The sequence below is a fragment of the Nocardia sp. NRRL WC-3656 genome, assembly GCF_000720265.1.
Lineage (GTDB): Bacteria > Actinomycetota > Actinomycetes > Mycobacteriales > Mycobacteriaceae > Nocardia > Nocardia nova.
Genome location: NZ_JOJF01000001.1, coordinates 210,750 through 225,517, shown reverse-complemented (window position 1 = coordinate 225,517; position 14,768 = coordinate 210,750). Strand labels below are relative to the sequence as shown.

At 68.6% G+C, this 14,768-nt stretch carries 14 protein-coding genes and 1 tRNA gene; 3 read left to right on the top strand and 12 right to left on the bottom strand.

The window, feature by feature from the left end; translation table 11 throughout:
• Nucleotides 1–348 precede the first annotated feature (348 nt).
• The gene (locus tag IG65_RS0101065; protein WP_030512886.1) at nt 349–1,017 is read left to right on the top strand and encodes a hypothetical protein; all 669 of its coding nucleotides are present in this window, start codon (nt 349–351) and stop codon (nt 1,015–1,017) included.
• Here IG65_RS0101065 and IG65_RS0101060 read toward each other — a convergent pair.
• Both IG65_RS0101060 and IG65_RS0101055 read right to left on the bottom strand, forming a co-directional pair.
• The gene (locus IG65_RS0101060) at nt 996–1,466 is read right to left on the bottom strand and encodes a PaaI family thioesterase (protein ID WP_030512885.1); all 471 of its coding nucleotides are present in this window, start codon (nt 1,464–1,466) and stop codon (nt 996–998) included. The two genes, IG65_RS0101065 and IG65_RS0101060, sit on opposite strands and share 22 nt — an antisense overlap.
• 169 nt (nt 1,467–1,635) lie before the next feature.
• Nucleotides 1,636–1,708 (bottom strand) — tRNA-Asn (locus IG65_RS0101055).
• 243 nt (nt 1,709–1,951) lie between these two features.
• On the opposite strand from IG65_RS0101055, the gene IG65_RS36585 reads away from it, so the two are divergent.
• Nucleotides 1,952–2,248: a hypothetical protein gene (locus IG65_RS36585; protein WP_156055448.1), complete on the top strand. Its 297-nt coding sequence runs from the start codon at nt 1,952–1,954 to the stop codon at nt 2,246–2,248.
• Nucleotides 2,249–2,545: 297 nt separating this feature from the next.
• On the opposite strand, the gene IG65_RS34235 is transcribed toward IG65_RS36585, so the two are convergent.
• The 6 genes from IG65_RS34235 to IG65_RS0101020 all read right to left on the bottom strand — a co-directional run bounded on the left by IG65_RS34235 (nt 2,546) and on the right by IG65_RS0101020 (nt 9,347).
• Nucleotides 2,546–3,049: an alpha/beta hydrolase gene (locus IG65_RS34235; RefSeq protein ID WP_051755094.1), complete on the bottom strand. Its 504-nt coding sequence runs from the start codon at nt 3,047–3,049 to the stop codon at nt 2,546–2,548.
• A 27-nt stretch (nt 3,050–3,076) separates the two neighbouring features.
• The gene (dnaG, locus tag IG65_RS0101040) at nt 3,077–4,987 is read right to left on the bottom strand and encodes a DNA primase (RefSeq protein ID WP_030512883.1); all 1,911 of its coding nucleotides are present in this window, start codon (nt 4,985–4,987) and stop codon (nt 3,077–3,079) included.
• Between the two features lie 163 nt (nt 4,988–5,150).
• Nucleotides 5,151–6,485: an RNA-guided endonuclease TnpB family protein gene (locus tag IG65_RS36580; protein ID WP_081879178.1), complete on the bottom strand. Its 1,335-nt coding sequence runs from the start codon at nt 6,483–6,485 to the stop codon at nt 5,151–5,153.
• A 108-nt stretch (nt 6,486–6,593) separates the two neighbouring features.
• Nucleotides 6,594–7,856 (bottom strand): deoxyguanosinetriphosphate triphosphohydrolase, encoded by a 1,263-nt coding sequence (locus IG65_RS0101030; RefSeq protein ID WP_255359438.1) that lies wholly within the window; start codon nt 7,854–7,856, stop codon nt 6,594–6,596.
• Nucleotides 7,857–7,880: 24 nt separating this feature from the next.
• A complete protein-coding gene (locus IG65_RS0101025) occupies nt 7,881–8,573 on the bottom strand; it encodes a YdcF family protein (RefSeq protein ID WP_030512880.1) in 693 nt (230 codons plus the stop codon).
• A gap of 78 nt (nt 8,574–8,651) precedes the next feature.
• A complete protein-coding gene (locus IG65_RS0101020; RefSeq protein ID WP_030512879.1) occupies nt 8,652–9,347 on the bottom strand; it encodes an MBL fold metallo-hydrolase in 696 nt (231 codons plus the stop codon).
• A 64-nt stretch (nt 9,348–9,411) separates the two neighbouring features.
• Here IG65_RS0101020 and IG65_RS0101015 point away from each other — a divergent pair, with 64 nt between their 5' ends.
• Nucleotides 9,412–11,409, top strand: a complete 1,998-nt coding sequence (locus tag IG65_RS0101015; protein ID WP_030512878.1) for a TPM domain-containing protein — start codon at nt 9,412–9,414, stop codon at nt 11,407–11,409.
• Between the two features lie 10 nt (nt 11,410–11,419).
• Here IG65_RS0101015 and IG65_RS0101010 read toward each other — a convergent pair whose 3' ends face one another.
• The 4 genes from IG65_RS0101010 to IG65_RS0100995 form a co-directional block, all read right to left on the bottom strand.
• A complete protein-coding gene (locus IG65_RS0101010; RefSeq protein WP_030512877.1) occupies nt 11,420–11,878 on the bottom strand; it encodes a VOC family protein in 459 nt (152 codons plus the stop codon).
• Between the two features lie 35 nt (nt 11,879–11,913).
• Nucleotides 11,914–12,519: a response regulator transcription factor gene (locus IG65_RS0101005; RefSeq protein WP_030512876.1), complete on the bottom strand. Its 606-nt coding sequence runs from the start codon at nt 12,517–12,519 to the stop codon at nt 11,914–11,916.
• Between the two features lie 186 nt (nt 12,520–12,705).
• Nucleotides 12,706–13,899, bottom strand: coding sequence for a sensor histidine kinase (locus IG65_RS34225; protein WP_051755093.1), 1,194 nt, complete (start codon nt 13,897–13,899; stop codon nt 12,706–12,708).
• Between the two features lie 85 nt (nt 13,900–13,984).
• Nucleotides 13,985–14,767, bottom strand: a complete 783-nt coding sequence (locus IG65_RS0100995; protein ID WP_030512874.1) for an ABC transporter permease — start codon at nt 14,765–14,767, stop codon at nt 13,985–13,987.
• Nucleotide 14,768 lies beyond the last annotated feature (1 nt).

The window sequence follows — 14,768 nt, the reverse complement described above, 5'->3', positions numbered from 1 at the left end:
TCCGGAGACCAACGTTCGCTCGGCTACCGAAAGGGCTGTGCGGCGAACTTCGACGAGCAGACCCTCCAGCCCGCGACAGCGAGCGAAAGTCGTTGCAGTCCTCGATATCCCGATCGCTCAACCAACGACACAGCTCGGGCCGGTGCCGAGCAGGACAGCTGCGGGCGGCCTCGGCGTTCGATCCCGGTCTTCGGACGCGTTTTCCCTCCCCATCACGCGCACTACCCGAGCCGATCGCGACTATTCCTCGGCAAGTGACCGAAGACCCTATCGACAGCCGGCACCCTGTCCGTAGAAAAGGCTGCAGCGACATCGCAGGCGGCAGGGAGGAGTGACGCCGAGGGCGCCATGACCGAGCAGATGAAGAGATCGATCATCGCAACCGCGCTGTTGGCCGGAGCCGTCGTCCTGGCGGCGCCGGCGGTGGCTCCCGCTGATTCCCCCTCCCGGGTGGTGGGGCCCGGCACCTCGCTCGGCCTCTGCACGATCACCGCGGCCGGACACGACGCCGCGGGCAACGCGGTGGCGCTCACCGCCGGTCACTGCATGTTCAGCCCCGGGCAGAGCGTCGTGGCCCCCGCCATCGGCAGGATCGGGCACTACGCCAGCTGGACATCGAAATGGGCGCTGCTGCAATCGGATTCGACCAGTGACTGGGCCGTCATCGCACTCCGTCCCGGGCTCGGCATCTCGACCGTGGCCCCGAACGGCGCCGTGATCGATCACGTCGGTGCGGTCCCGGCCCCCGGCAGCCGCCTCGACAAATACGGCAGCACCACCCGCTCCACCAGCGGCCAGGTCGATTCGGTCACCGACAATGTGATCCACACCTCCGTCCCGGGCCTCAACGGCGACAGCGGCTCCCCCGCCTACCAGGGCACGGGTCTGGTGGGCATCGACTCGCAGATCAACCCCACGACACCGGCCGGCCCGTTCTGGTTCTCCGGCATCGAGGGTGTGCTGGCCGAGATCAACTCCCGTCCGGGGATCGTCGGCTACGGCTTCCGGATCGGCTGATCCGATGCGCCGCTCAGACAGATCAACGTCTGCTGGCCGGTCGCGATCAGTGTGCGCCGATCGTCGCGGACACCGAACACCTCCAGCCTGCACACGGTCAGCGTGCGCCCCGATTTGAGGACGACACCGACCGCCTCGAGGTGATCCCCCTCGGCCGGGGCGAGCAGATTGATCTTGTACTCCACTGTCAGCACCGAGGAGTCGTCGGGGAACAGCGTGTATGCCGCATATCCGCCGGCGCTGTCCGCGATGGCGCTGGTGGCGCCGGCATGCACATACCCGTGCTGCTGCGTCACCTCGGGCCGGTGCGGCAGTTCGATGTGCACCCGCCCCGGACCGATATGGGCGAGCCGGGCGCCCAGATGACGCATCAGCCCCTGCCGCTCGAAACTGTCCCGGATGCGCGCCTGCACAGCGGGACTCGCCTGCTCGTATGCCGCCTCGTCCATCGATCTCCTCGTGAGCCCGTACGCGGCGCACATCGTATCCCCGCGCCCTGCGACCGCCCGGCGGTGAGGATCCCGAATCGGACGGTCGGCGTTCGCCCCGGCCAGGGCTCTCAGAACGAGAACAGCCCCTGGCCTGTGGTACATTCCCACAGGCCAGGGGCTGTTTCTGCTCCCCCATCTGGACTCGAACCAGAAACCTGCCGATTAACAGTCGGCTGCTCTGCCAATTGAGCTATAGGGGATTGCTCCGGTCAGCCCGTGCGGGCCGGCCGAGCACAAACTTTAGCTTATGTCCGGTCCGCTCCCCAAATCGGCCCGGGAGCTGGGGAAATGCGGAACGCAGCGGCGTGTCGGGGGCGGGCGGCACGGCCCCGACCGCGGTCTCCCACCGGAGTGTGCGGGTGGAGATTTCGAAAGCCGGCGGCGGGGATCGGAAATTGTCGGTGGGGTCTGGCAAGGTGGTGCCGGATCGACAGTCCGGCTCGATGTCGGGCAGGATGTACGGCGCGGACAGCTACTGGGAGGAGCCCGAAAGAATGCTGCGGTTGATCATCGGCGTCGCAGCCGGTTATGTGCTGGGGGCCAAGGCGGGGCGGGCTCGCTACGAGCAGATCAGCAAGACCACCCGTGCTGTCGCCGCCAGCCCGGTCACCCGCAAACTGGTTCAGGCCGGCCGCCAGAAGCTGTCGGACCGCCTCAATACCCAGCCGCGGCTCGAACCCATGGAGCCGATCGACGAGCGCACCACCGTCCTCGTCCCCCAGGACCAGCTCCGCCGCTGAGCTGCGATCCCGGTGACACGCTGCCCGACGTTTCCACCGGGCAGCGTGTCACCGGATCGCCTAATTACCGGCCGAGCCGATTTTCCCGGGCCCCGCTTCGGCCGGCGAGCCCGCGCGTACCGCCGCGGCGATGTGGCAGGCGAGCAGGTGCGGCGCCTCCGCGTGCGCCAGATGTCCCTGCTCCGGTAGCCGGTCGATGCGGGCCTGCGGCAGTGCTCCGGCGATGCGGTCGAATGCGGTGCCGTAGGGTTCGGCGTTCGCGTTTGAGTTCGCCCAGCAGCAGGGTGACGGCGACGCTCAGGGCGCGATACCGCCGCACGTCCACTCGGTAGGCCTCGATTGCCGCGAGTTCCGTCGGCAGCGGGGCCGCCAGCGGGCGCAGCACCGCCCACGCCGGCGATTCCCGCAGGGCGGCAACATATTCCGCGGAAAACCCGATACATCGGTGTTGACCAGCCGGACGGCCGCATCCAGATCACCGCGGTTCACGGCGACGCGCAGCGCGGGGATCGCCGCGGGGGCGAAGGGCGCCGATACCGGTTCGTAGGCGATCACCGACCGCAGATCCGACCGCTCACAGGCCGCCTCCAGGGCGATCAGTCCGCCGTAGCTCCATCCGAACAGCTCCACCGCCGCGCCGAGGGCGTCGAGGATGTGGTGCAAGTCGTCGATTTCGGTTCGTACGGAGTAGTCGGCTCCCAGCGGGCCGCTCGGCACCCGTCCGCGGCGATTGATCGTCACCACCGGATTGGGCAGTCCGAGCCGCTCCACGACGGGTCGCCAGGTGGCGGCATCGGACATGACTCCGGGACATTCCGATTGGAACGATCAGGCCACGTTGAAATCATCCGAGTTGCCCATGGCCTGGGTGAGCAGGCTCTTGCGGTACTGCTCGAGGGCGACCAGATCGCCGAACAGGGCCATGTAGTCGTCCGGCTGTTCGGTCGACGAGACCCGCTGCAGTTTCGACTTGAGCACGGCGACCTGGCGCCCGACCCACGCCTCCTGCACCCGCGCCAGCACGCCGGAGATGAACCGGGGGATGTCGTCCATCGATTTGACCGGGAGCGGCTCGGCGGCCAGTTCGGAGACCAGTGCGCGCAGCATCAGATCGTCGGTGTGGTCGGCGACGCGCGAAACCCATTCCGCGCCACCGAGTCCCGCTGCCGTGCCACCGGCGGCGGCGAGGGCGGCGCGCACGGCGGTGTAAGCGGGGTGGGTGAACGCTTCGGGCTCGAGACTGTCGAAGATCGGTCCCGCGGTCGCCGGATACTGCAGGGCGGCGGCCAGTACTTGCCGCTGCGGCAGCAGCACCGGATCGCCCGGATTCGGGCGCGCGGCGGCCGACTCCGCGACCGCTGTCTCGGCGGCCGCTTCGCGGCCGGGCACGCCCTTCACCGGCTTACCGCGGCGGGCGTGGTCACCGACCCGTCGCACCACCAGCTGGATGTCGTCCCAGCCGACCCACCCGGCCAGCTTCGTGGCGTACGCCTTGCGCAGCGCGTTGTCCTTGATCTGCGCCACCACGGGCACCGCACGACGCAGCGCCTCCACCTGCCCCTCGGGGGTGTCGAGGTTGTGGTCGGCGAGCAGGCCGCGAATCACGAACTCGTACAACGGGACCCGCCGGGCCACCAGATCGCGGACCGCCCCGTCGCCGGAACGCTGACGCAATTCACACGGGTCCTGCCCGTCGGGGGCGACCGCGATATAGGTCTGCCCGGCCAGTTTCTGGTCACCGGAAAAGGCCTTCAGCGCCGCTGCCTGGCCGGCGGCATCACCGTCGAAGGTGTAGATGATCTCACCGCGCCAGAAATTGTCGTCCATCAGCAACCGGCGCAGCATCGACAGGTGCTCGTCGCCGAAGGCGGTGCCACAGGAGGCGACCGCGGTCGTCACACCCGCCAGATGCATGGCCATCACATCGGTGTAGCCCTCGACGACCACCGCCTGGTGGCTCTTGGCGATCTCCCGCTTGGCGTGGTCGAGCCCGAACAGCACCTGAGACTTCTTGTACAACACCGTTTCCGGCGTATTGATGTACTTCGCGGTCATCTGGTCGTCGTCGAACAGGCGCCGGGCGCCGAAGCCGATGACGTCGCCGCTCAGATTCCGGATCGGCCACAGCAGCCGGCGGTGGAACCGGTCGATCGGGCCGTGCCGGCCGGGCTTGGACAGCCCCGCCGCCTCCAGCTCCTTGATGTCGAAACCCTTGCGCAGCAGGTATTTCGTCAGCGTGTCCCAACCGGCCGGGGCGTAACCGCAGCCGAAATGCCGCGCGGCGTTGGCATCGAAATTGCGGTCGGTCAGGTACTTGCGAGCCATCTCCGCGCCCGGTTCGCGCAGTTGCGCCTGATAGAACTCGTGCGCGGCCGCATTGGCGGCGACCAGCCGGGAACGGGTGCCGCGGTCGCGCTGCACCGAGGTTCCGCCGCCCTCGTAATTGATCTTGTAGCCGATCCGGTCGGCCAGTTGCTCGACCGCCTCGACGAATCCGACGTGGTCGATCTTCTGCAGAAACGCGAACACGTCACCGCTCTCGCCACAGCCGAAGCAGTGGAAGTGGCTGTGGTTCGGCCGCACGTGGAACGACGGCGACTTCTCGTCGTGGAAGGGGCACAAGCCCTTCAGCGAGTCCGCACCGGCCCGCTTGAGCGACACATATTCACCGACGACATCCTCGATGCGTACGCGTTCACGTATTGCCGCGATATCGCGATCCGGAAGTCGACCTGCCACGGCATCCGAGTCTAAAGCGTGTCGAACGACCATGGTTGATCGGTCGGCACCGCCCTTCTCGGGCGTCGTCGGTCCCCACCGCGGCAAACGGAGTGAACGTCGGTTCCCACGTCTCTCGGGAAGGTTTCACCGGCACTCGACGGTGCTGGTCAGAGCCTTTCCGTCAGCGGGCGTTGATGACCCGGCCTCCTGCTTGGGGGTCCGGGGGTTCATGCTGGGCGGCTGCCCAGCGTGCGAGATTTATCGCGGCATTGAGGTCTCGATCGAGCCGGTAGCCACATCCGCAGGTAAAGACGCGGTCAGCCAGCGTCAGTTCTGCGTTGCGCCTCCCACAGGCCGCACAGAGCCGACTCGAAGGAAACCAACGGTCGGCAATCTCGACCCGGCCGTGCCGCCATCGCTGCTTGTATTCGAGAAGCCGTGCGAACTCGGCCCAGCTCGCATCGGAGATGGCGCGAGCGAGCCGATGGTTACGCAGCATCCCGGCCACATCCAGATCCTCGAGGACAAGCCTGTCGTGGGTTTTGACAAGCTTGTTCGAAACCGAGTGGAGGAAGTGGCGGCGAATGTCGGCGACATGCCGATGGTGCCGCCGTAGTCGTGCATGTGCCTCGTTGTAGCGATTCGACCCTTTTCTCTTGCGGGACACCGATTTCGCGAGCCGACGCTGCCGATGGATACGTGCGGCGAGCGCCCTGGGCGGATCGGTGATTCGGGCGACTTCGGTGCCGTCCGAAGTGGCCGCAACGACGAATGCCGACAACCCCCGATCGACACCGACCCAACCCGACCGATCCGTTTCACTAAGTGCCGAGTGGTGAAGGTCGGGATGCAAGTCAGCGGCCTCGACGGTCAGACTGATCCACCATCGCCCGGCGCGGTGGCTGAGGGCGGCAAACAGTATTTTGGCGCGCTGCTTGGCAATCATCCGCCGCAAACGTCGAGTGTCGTCAAGCACTGCGATCGATCCGATGCCGGGCAAGACGACCGAGCGCGGCCGATCGCATTCTCCGACGCGAATCAGAGGACGACCACTCGTCGACCGCTTGTTGCGGAGCCGGAACGACCGCACAGCCGTGGCCTTGCGTTTGAATCGCGGAAACCCAACCCGCCGACCTCGTCGCTTACCGGACCGGGAGGCGGACCAAGCTGTGAGCGCACGACCACAGTCGACGGCGGCTTCTTCGAAAACCTGTTGGCAGACCTGGTTGCGCCATGCCAGCCCCGTCACCACCACCTCGGCAACGCCCTCTCCATCGACGGCGAAGATCCGACCCGCGTCCACACTCTTTTTCCATTTGTTGAATTCGTTGATCAGGTCGAACCCGGTCCACGGCACAACAATTTTCGGGTCGGACGAGCGCTGAGAAAGGGACGTCTTCACCACCTGTAAGCAGTGGTTGAACGCGAACCGCGCAGCGCCCGCATGTCGGCTGAGCACGCCGCTCTGCTCGACCGTCGGGTCGAGACAGAACCTGAAAGTAGTGTGCCTGGCCATAACTCGCCAAGCCTCCCACACGGCACCGACATCAATCCGGCGCTGCCCACCCAAGTGCCATGGGTGGATGCGCCCCACAGAGTTGGGGGCCCACGCCGACGACCGGGGTCAGCAGGCCGCGATCCGTTCCAGCCTGCTCTCGGTGTAGGAGGCGATCTGATCGACGATCACGCGCACGCGGGCGGTGTCGTCGGTGGCCGCCTCCCACCACGGCAGCAGGATCGGGTCGAGGCCCTGGGGGGCGCCGGCCAGCAGGCGGTCGGCCACGAATCGGATGCGCTCGCGCTGTTCGGCCTGGCGTTTGTGATGTTCGGGGTCCGACATCACGTACCGCAGGGCGACCGTTTTCAACAGTGCGACCTCCGCGGCCACCACGGCCGGCACCTCGAGGTCGGCGGCGTAGCGGCACAGCGACTGCCCGGTCCATGCCGCGCGGGTCGCCTCGACCGCCGCGGTGGCGAACCGGCCGACCAGATCGCTGGTCAGCCGCTTGAGCGCGACAGCGGCGCGCAGGGTGCCGTCGTAGCCGGCGGCCTCGGCGATCACCTGCAGCTGCGAGAGCCGCTGACCGGCCGCGATCAGATCGTCGGCGGACAGGTCGCGGTGCTGGCGCTGGCCCAGTTCGGCGAGGGCGGCCTGTTCGGCCGGATCGGCGAGCGCCCGCAGATCGATCCGGCCCGCGATGACCCCGTCCTCGACATCGTGCACCGAGTACGCCACATCATCGGACCAGTCCATGACCTGCGATTCCAGCGATTGCCGCCGCTCGGGCGCACCCTTGCGGACCCAGCTCAGCCGGTCCAGATCGGCGTCGTAGGCGCCGAACTTCGACCCGGAAGCCGTTCTGCCCCACGGATATTTGACGGTGGCGTCGAGGGCGGCGCGGGTCAGGTTGAGGCCGTAACTCTCCCCCGCCGTATCGAAGACCTTGGGCTCCAATCTCGTCAGAATCCGGAGATTCTGGGCGTTGCCCTCGAACCCGCCGTAGGCGTCGGCGAATTCGTCGAGGGCGCGTTCGCCGTTGTGGCCGTACGGCGGATGGCCGATGTCGTGAGCCAGCCCGGCCAGATCGACCAGGTCCGCGTCACACCCCAGCCCCTCGGCGATGCTGCGCCCGATCTGGGCGACCTCCAGCGAGTGGGTCAGCCGGGTGCGCGGTGTGTCGCCGTCGCGGGGACCCATCACCTGGGTTTTGTCGGCAAGTCGCCGCAACGCCGCCGAATGCAGCACCCGTGCCCGGTCCCGCGCGAAGTCGCTGCGCCGCGCCGGTGCGGGCGACCACCGCAACCCCGCCGTGGGCGAGGTCTCGGACACCATGCGCTCGTGATCGCTGTCGACATACGGGCATTCGGGCATCGCGTCGAAACTCATGGAGGATACCGCCTGGTACGTTTCTCACTGCTCCGCGGTGTATTTGAAATCCGCGGAGAAGTGAGTGAGCTGATACCACAGCAGCGCACCGGTTTCGCGGGCGATGCCGTGGAATTGGGACTCCCGGGTGTAGACCGCCGGGCCGGTGCGCGTCGGCGCGGTCCACGCGTCCAGACCCGCGTCGCGGGCCATGGTGCGGGTGCGCAGCGAATGCCACGGATCGCTGACCAGCACCGCCGAGGACAGGTCGCGAGCCCGCATCGCGGAGGCGACCGCCTCGATACTCTGCAACGTGTCCGATCCGGTCTCCACGGCCACTACCCGGTCGGCGGGCACGCCGCGATTCTTCAAGTAGTTCTTACCGGAGGCGGCCTCGGTGTAGTTGTCGCCCACCTGTTTGCCGCCGACCGTGATCACCAGCGGCGCAACACCTTTGGTGTACAGATGATAGGCCTGGCCGAGCCGGGCCTCGAAAACCGAGGACGGGGTGCCGTCGTATTGCGCGGCGCCCAGCACCACGATCGCGTCGGCACGGCTGTAGTCGTCGATCCGAGCCACCTGCCAGACCCGGAAAGCGGTGCCGCCGACGAGCACGACCCCGATGAGGACGGTGCCGGCGATCACCCGGCGCACCCAGCGCGCGACCGCCGATCCGCGCGGACGGCGCGGCGCGACGGGCGTGCGGGTCGGGGCGGGATGGGTGAGGGCCGAGGGCATTCCCCGAGTGTGCCAGTGCTCGGTCACGCCACGATTGCGGAGCGCCGGATCCTCACCGCTGCCGGGCACCGGAACCGCTCACCAACCGCGTTGCCGCCACTGCGCGAGCTGCGGACGCTCGGCACCCAGGGTGGTGTCGTCGCCGTGGCCCGGGTAGACGACCGTATCGTCGCCGAAGCGGTCGAACACCTTGGTGGTGACATCGCTGTAGAGGGAATCGAAATCCTCCGGGGAAGTGGTGCGTCCGACACCCCCGGGAAACAGGCAGTCGCCGGTGAACAGATGGGTGCGCCCGGACCCGTCGGTGAGCGCCAGCGCGACCGAACCCGGGGTGTGTCCGCGCAGGTGGACGACCTCGAATTCCAGTTCACCGATCGAGACGGTGTCACCGTCGGCCAGTAGCCGGTCCGGCCGCACCGGAAGCGGTTCGGCATCCAGGGCGTGGGCGGCGGTCGGTACGCCGGTGTCGGCGACCACCGCGCTCAAGGCCTGCCAGTGGTCGAAATGCTGATGGGTGGTGACGATCAGCCGCAGCCGCCCGGGCACCTCCTGGTCCAGCAGGGCCTGGATGCGTTCGGATTCGTTGGCGGCGTCGATCAGCACCGCGTCTCCGGTGGCGGTGTCCTGCACCAGATAGACGTTGTTGTCCATACCGCCGACCGACATCTTGACGATCCGGGCGCCCGGCACATCGCGCTGCTGCGGATTCGAACCCGGCGCGACGTGGCCCGTATAGGGGATATCCAGCGTGATCACCCTGCCGATGGTAATCATCGGTTCCGACACGGGTCGGCCGGATCAACGCCCTTTACGCCGTGTCGGCGGATACATTCGTGCTATGCCGCCGGACTCGCGTCTTCGCCGATCACAGCCGCCGACGCTGCTCGCGGTGCTGCTGTCGATCGTGTTCGGGTTCGTGCTCGGCTGCTGCGGCCCGGCGGTCGCCGACGAGCCGATGCGGCTCAACGAATACGTCACCGATTCCGCCCAGGTTCTCGACGGTCCGCAGCGCGACACCGTGCGCGCGTCGGTGGACGCGCTCTACACCGCGCACCGGGAGCGGCTGTGGGTGGTGTACGTCCGCGATTTCGGTGGCGTGGATCCGCAGACCTGGGGCCAGCGCACGGCGACCGCGTCCGGATTCGGCGAGCGCGATGTGCTGCTGTCGATCGCGACCAGCGACCGCTCCTATGCCTTCACCGGTGCGCTCCCGCCCTCGGTGAGCGATGCGGAACTGAATTCGCTGCTCACCGATCAGGTGGAGCCGCGGCTGCACAACGGCCAGTGGGCCGAGGCCGCGGTGGCCGCGGCCGACGGATTGTCCACGGCCATGGGCGATTCCGGTGGTGTCGGGATCTGGCCGCTGATCGTGATCACCTTGATCGTGCTGGGTGTGATCGGCCTGGTGCTGGGCTATTCGCAGTTGCGCCGGCGGGCGCGGGGGCGCGCCGAGGCCGACGCCGCCCGGGCGGTCGACCCGACCGACACCGCCGCGCTGGCCGGGCTCCGCCAGGATCTGCTCGAGGCTCGCTCGGCGCAGGTGCTTGTCGACACCGACAACGCGATCCGGGCCAGCGCCGAGGAACTGCGCCTGGCCACCGACGAATTCGGCACCACCGCGACCGCCCCGTTCGCCGCCGCGCTCGAGTCCGCGAAACAGGCGATGGCGCATGCCTTTTCGATTCGCCAGCGGCTCGACGACGAAATCCCGGAAACTCCTGATCAGCGCCGCGATCTGCTGGTCGAGCTGATCACCACCTGTGGGCGGGCCGATGCCGAACTCGACGACAAGGTGGCCGAATTCGACGCCATGCGCAATCTGCTGATCGACGCCCCGCAACGGCTGGACGCGCTGACTCGCGATGTGGTCGATCTCACAGTGCGCCTGCCGCGCTCGGAGGAGACGCTGCGGCGGCTGCTGGCCGCACAACCGGAATCGGTCACCGCGCCGGTGCGCGACAACGTGACGATGGCGCGGGAGCGAATCGGCTTCGCCGAGAACACGATCGAACAGGGCAGGCAGGCCGCGGCCGAGCCGGTCGGACGCCAGGGTGGGGTGGTCGCGGCGATTCGCGGCGCGGAGGCGGCGGTGACCGCCGCCCGTACCCTGCTCGACGCCGTGGACACCGCCGAGACCGATATCACCCAGGCGCGGGCCGGTCTGCCGGCGGCGATCGACGAACTGGGCCGCGACCTCGAGACCGCGCGGGGTCTGACCGAACACGGCGGCCCGGAATTGGCGGACGCGATGTCGGGCGCCCGCACCGCATGGGAGGCGGCCCGGACCACCGGGGACCGCGACCCGCTCGGCACGTTCCACCGCGCGGTCGCGGCCGATACCGCACTGGATCGCGCGGTCGCGGCGGCCGGTGAGCGCAAACTCGCCGCCGAACAACTGCGGCGCCGCCTGGACCAGGCCGTGATCGCCGCGCAGAGCCAGGTCCGGGCGGCCGCCGACTTCATCGACACGCGCCGCGGCGGTATCGACGCCGCGCCCCGCACGCGCCTGGCCGAGGCCCAGCGGAATCTGGATCGGGCGCAGCAGCTTTCGGCCACCGACCCGCAGGCCGCCCTGGACAGTGCGCAACAGGCCGCCGATCTGGCCACCCGCGCACTGCACGCCGCCGAGGCCGATGTTCGGGAGTGGCAGGCGCGCCGGCCGATGTCGGGGACCTCGCAGGCCGGCGCCGTATTGGGCGGAATTCTGATCGACAGTCTGCTGCGCGGCGCGGGCAGCGGCTATCGCGGCCGTTCGATGGGCGGATCCGGCTGGGGCCCGGCCTCTTTCGGGGGATCCGACAGTTCCCGCCGGATCAGCCGGGGCGGGCGGTTCTGATCCGGTCGTCTCACCGTGCCGGTGGCACGGCGTCACCGGCGCGGGTCGCGAGCCACTGCTGGAGTTCGATCAGGTTGCCCTCGGGGTCGCGCAGATAGGCGCAGCGGAGACGGCCGTCGTATTCGACTGGTTCGCCCGAGATTTCGGCGCCGCGCGCGGTGATCTCGGCGAGATAGGCGTCCAGATCGTCGACCCGCAGCGACACCATCGCCGCGTCGGCGGACGGGACCGGCGCCACGTCGCTGCCCGACGGCGATCGCGGGCCGGCCTCGGACCGCAAGGTATCGCCCAGCGCCGCGGCCAGATTCGCGCGCTCATGCAAAGCGAGCGTGCTACCCAGCTCGGGTTTGAAGGCCGCGTAGGGCGGGCGCGGGTCGTCGGTTTGCGGTGTGAGTCCGAGAATGTCGCGATAGAACGTCACGCAGCGGTCGAATTCGGACACGATCAAGCGGATCTGCGTCAGGTGCACATCGGCGAATCTACGCCCGCGTTAACCTGGGTCGCTCACAACCAGCCGAGGCGTTCGGCGGCGCGGACGGCCTCGGCGCGGGTGCGGGTGCCGGTCTTGCCGATCGCGGCCGACAGATGGTTGCGAACGGTCCCCTCGGACAGATGCAGGCGGCCCGCGATGACCGCCGCCGTCGATCCGTCGGCCGCGGCGGCGAGCACCTCGCGCTCGCGCGCGGTGAGCGGTGAGGTTCCCGCGGTGAGGGTTTCGGTGGCCAGCGCCGGATCCACCACTCGCAGGCCCATGTGCACGCGCCGCACCGCATCCGCCAATTCCCGTGCGGGCGTGTCCTTGACGACGAATCCGCCGGCTCCGGCGTCGATGGCGCGGCGCAGATAGCCGGGCCGGCCGAACGTGGTCACCATCAGAATCCGGATGTCCGGGAATTCCGCATGCAGACGCGCCGCGACCGAAATACCGTCCATTCCGGGCATTTCCACATCGAGAAGGACCACATCCGGTGTGGTGCGCCGCACCGCGTCGAGAACCTCGTCACCCCGGCCCACCTCGGCTACCACCTCGAGGTCGGACTCCAGACCCAGCAGTGCCGCCAATGCGCCCCGCACCAGCGCTTGGTCGTCGGCGAGCAGCAACCGGATCATCGCCGTCGCCCCCGCCGTGATTCACCGACCGAGATCATCCATCGCACACCTGCGACCCTAATCCGGACGGCAGGCTCGCCGCCGCCCGACCGGCCGAACCTCGACGCCGCACACCGGCCGGGCGTCGCCGCTCGCGGCGTCGCGACTCGGCACGACTTCGGCAGCCCGTCCGCTGCCTTGCGTCGCTCAGCGGTGCTCGTCCGCGGTGGTGAAGTCCACGGCGATCAAGGTTCCCCCGGAGGGAGGTGTGTCGACCGTGAACACACCGCCCTCGGCGCGCACCCGGTCGCGTAAGCCGCTCAGTCCCGAGCCGAAGACGCTGCCGGACAGCCCTTTTCCGTCGTCGAAGATGTCGATCCGCGATTCGCTCACCCGTACCCGGCAGTGGCGGGCGCCGCTGTGGCGCACCACGTTCGTCACCGCCTCGCGCAGGACCCATCCGAAGATCACCGCGTATCGCTCGGGGAGTTCGGCCGGGCCCGGGAGCTCCGCCTCGATACCGGCGGCGCGCAGGGCCGTGCGCGCGTTGACCAGTTCACTCACGAGCGACACCTCGCGCAGGCCGCCCACCGTATCGCGCACCCCGGCCAGCGCCTCCCGGGCGAGTCGCTCCACATCGGCCATCTCCTGCCGGGCCCGGGACGGATCCGAATCGAGCAGCCGTTGCGCCAATTCGGTTTTGACGGTGATGACGGTCAGCGAGTGACCCAGGATGTCGTGCACGTCGCGCGCCACCCGGTTGCGTTCCTCCACGATCGCGAGCTCGCCCTGCTGACGGCGAGTCAGTTCCCGCAACTGGCCACGCCGCCGGCCGATTTCGCGACCGGTCCACATCACCACCGGAATGAAGGCGAAATACAGCGGGGCGCTGCCGTAATGCAGCGACAGGCCGATCAGCAGCGCGGCCGTACCCGCCACCACCGCACCGGATTTCGCGGTCGGAAGGACGAAGACGGCGGCGGCCGCGACGTAGATGGCGGTGCCCAGGCCGGTGACACCCAGCAGTACGGTCATCGCGGCGGCGAGCGCCGCCAGCGCGCCCACCACGAGCCATCGCGGCCACTCGTACGAGACCGGCAGCACCGCCTGTGCGTGTCCCTCGTCCCAGTCCGGTTGCCGGAACGGACCGAAGCACGAGGCCGTCAGTACCCAGAAGGCCGCGAGGCATACCGCCGCCGCGACGGCCCGCATCCGATGCCCGTCCTGCCATTGCGAGACGATCGGCGCGATCAGATAGAGCAGCCAGATCAAAGCCAGCACCGCGCCGAAGAACAGGCGTCGATGCTGGATGGCGGTATGCGGGGCGGGTTCGCGGTCCATCCCGCGGGCGATCCGGTCCAGCGCTCCGGATATCGGCCGATCGACCGGAGGTACCCGCATCCTCACCCTCCGTCTCCTGCCCTGGCCGCCGCCGGATTCCGACGCTACCGCACCGTCCACCGAGTCGGACGGTGCGGTGCGGCGGTCAGCGAGCGGTGTCACGCCGGAACAGAACCGCGGCTCCGAGGGCGAATACCGACGCCCACACCGCGATATTCAGCACGGCCAGTGCGGCGGAACCGGCACCGGTGTCGCCGAGCGGCAATCGGGCCAGGGTCGCGACGCCGTTGGTCGGGAAGACCTTCGACACCGTCTCGAACCAGCCGTGCAGCGGCATGAACAATCCACCGGCGAACGACAGCAGCGCCAGGACCGGGCCGAGGATCTGCATCACATTCTCCGAGGGCAGCACATAGCCCATGAACAGTCCGAAGGCCGCGAAGACCACCGAGGTCAGCCACGCGATCAGGAAACAGCCCACCCAGGCCGCCGTGGTCAGATGCGCGCCGGTCACCGCGCCGGCGACGAAAACGACGACGACCGAACACAATCCGAGCACCATCGCGCCGGCCACTTTGGTGGCGACGTAGGCGGCCGGGCGCAGCGGCGTGAGACGGAGCTGGCGTACCCAGCCGGCGGCGCGCTCCACCGCGACCATGGCGCCGCCGCTGGTGGTGGCCAGCATCGCCCCGTAGACGGCCATCGACACCATCACGTAGGCCGTGACGTTCGCCGAGCCGTAGGTTTCGTTGCGGGAGGAGTTCTGGGCGCCGAAGATCACGAAGAACACCACCGGCATCACCAGCGCGAAGATGACGGTGCGGCGGTTGCGCAGCATGCGGCGCAGTTCGAGCAGCAGGAATCCCCAGCTGAATCCGCCGGTGCCCGGGCGGGCGGCATGCGATGCGGGCACGATCGATGTAGTCATA

Excerpts from the sequence above, each read along its gene's own strand:
- IG65_RS0101030 (WP_255359438.1), bottom strand. The coding sequence starts at position 7,856 with ATGAGTTTCGACGCGATGCCCGAATGCCCGTATGTCGACAGCGATCAC.
- IG65_RS34225 (WP_051755093.1), bottom strand. The coding sequence starts at position 13,899 with ATGCGGGTACCTCCGGTCGATCGGCCGATATCCGGAGCGCTGGACCGG.
- IG65_RS0100995 (WP_030512874.1), bottom strand. The coding sequence starts at position 14,767 with ATGACTACATCGATCGTGCCCGCATCGCATGCCGCCCGCCCGGGCACC.
- IG65_RS36585 (WP_156055448.1), top strand. The coding sequence starts at position 1,952 with ATGTCGGGCAGGATGTACGGCGCGGACAGCTACTGGGAGGAGCCCGAA.
- IG65_RS0101065 (WP_030512886.1), top strand. The coding sequence starts at position 349 with ATGACCGAGCAGATGAAGAGATCGATCATCGCAACCGCGCTGTTGGCC.
- IG65_RS0101025 (WP_030512880.1), bottom strand. The coding sequence starts at position 8,573 with ATGCCCTCGGCCCTCACCCATCCCGCCCCGACCCGCACGCCCGTCGCG.
- IG65_RS0101020 (WP_030512879.1), bottom strand. The coding sequence starts at position 9,347 with ATGATTACCATCGGCAGGGTGATCACGCTGGATATCCCCTATACGGGC.
- IG65_RS0101005 (WP_030512876.1), bottom strand. The coding sequence starts at position 12,519 with ATGATCCGGTTGCTGCTCGCCGACGACCAAGCGCTGGTGCGGGGCGCA.
- IG65_RS34235 (WP_051755094.1), bottom strand. The coding sequence starts at position 3,049 with ATGTCCGATGCCGCCACCTGGCGACCCGTCGTGGAGCGGCTCGGACTG.
- IG65_RS0101060 (WP_030512885.1), bottom strand. The coding sequence starts at position 1,466 with ATGGACGAGGCGGCATACGAGCAGGCGAGTCCCGCTGTGCAGGCGCGC.
- IG65_RS0101015 (WP_030512878.1), top strand. The coding sequence starts at position 9,412 with ATGCCGCCGGACTCGCGTCTTCGCCGATCACAGCCGCCGACGCTGCTC.
- IG65_RS36580 (WP_081879178.1), bottom strand. The coding sequence starts at position 6,485 with ATGGCCAGGCACACTACTTTCAGGTTCTGTCTCGACCCGACGGTCGAG.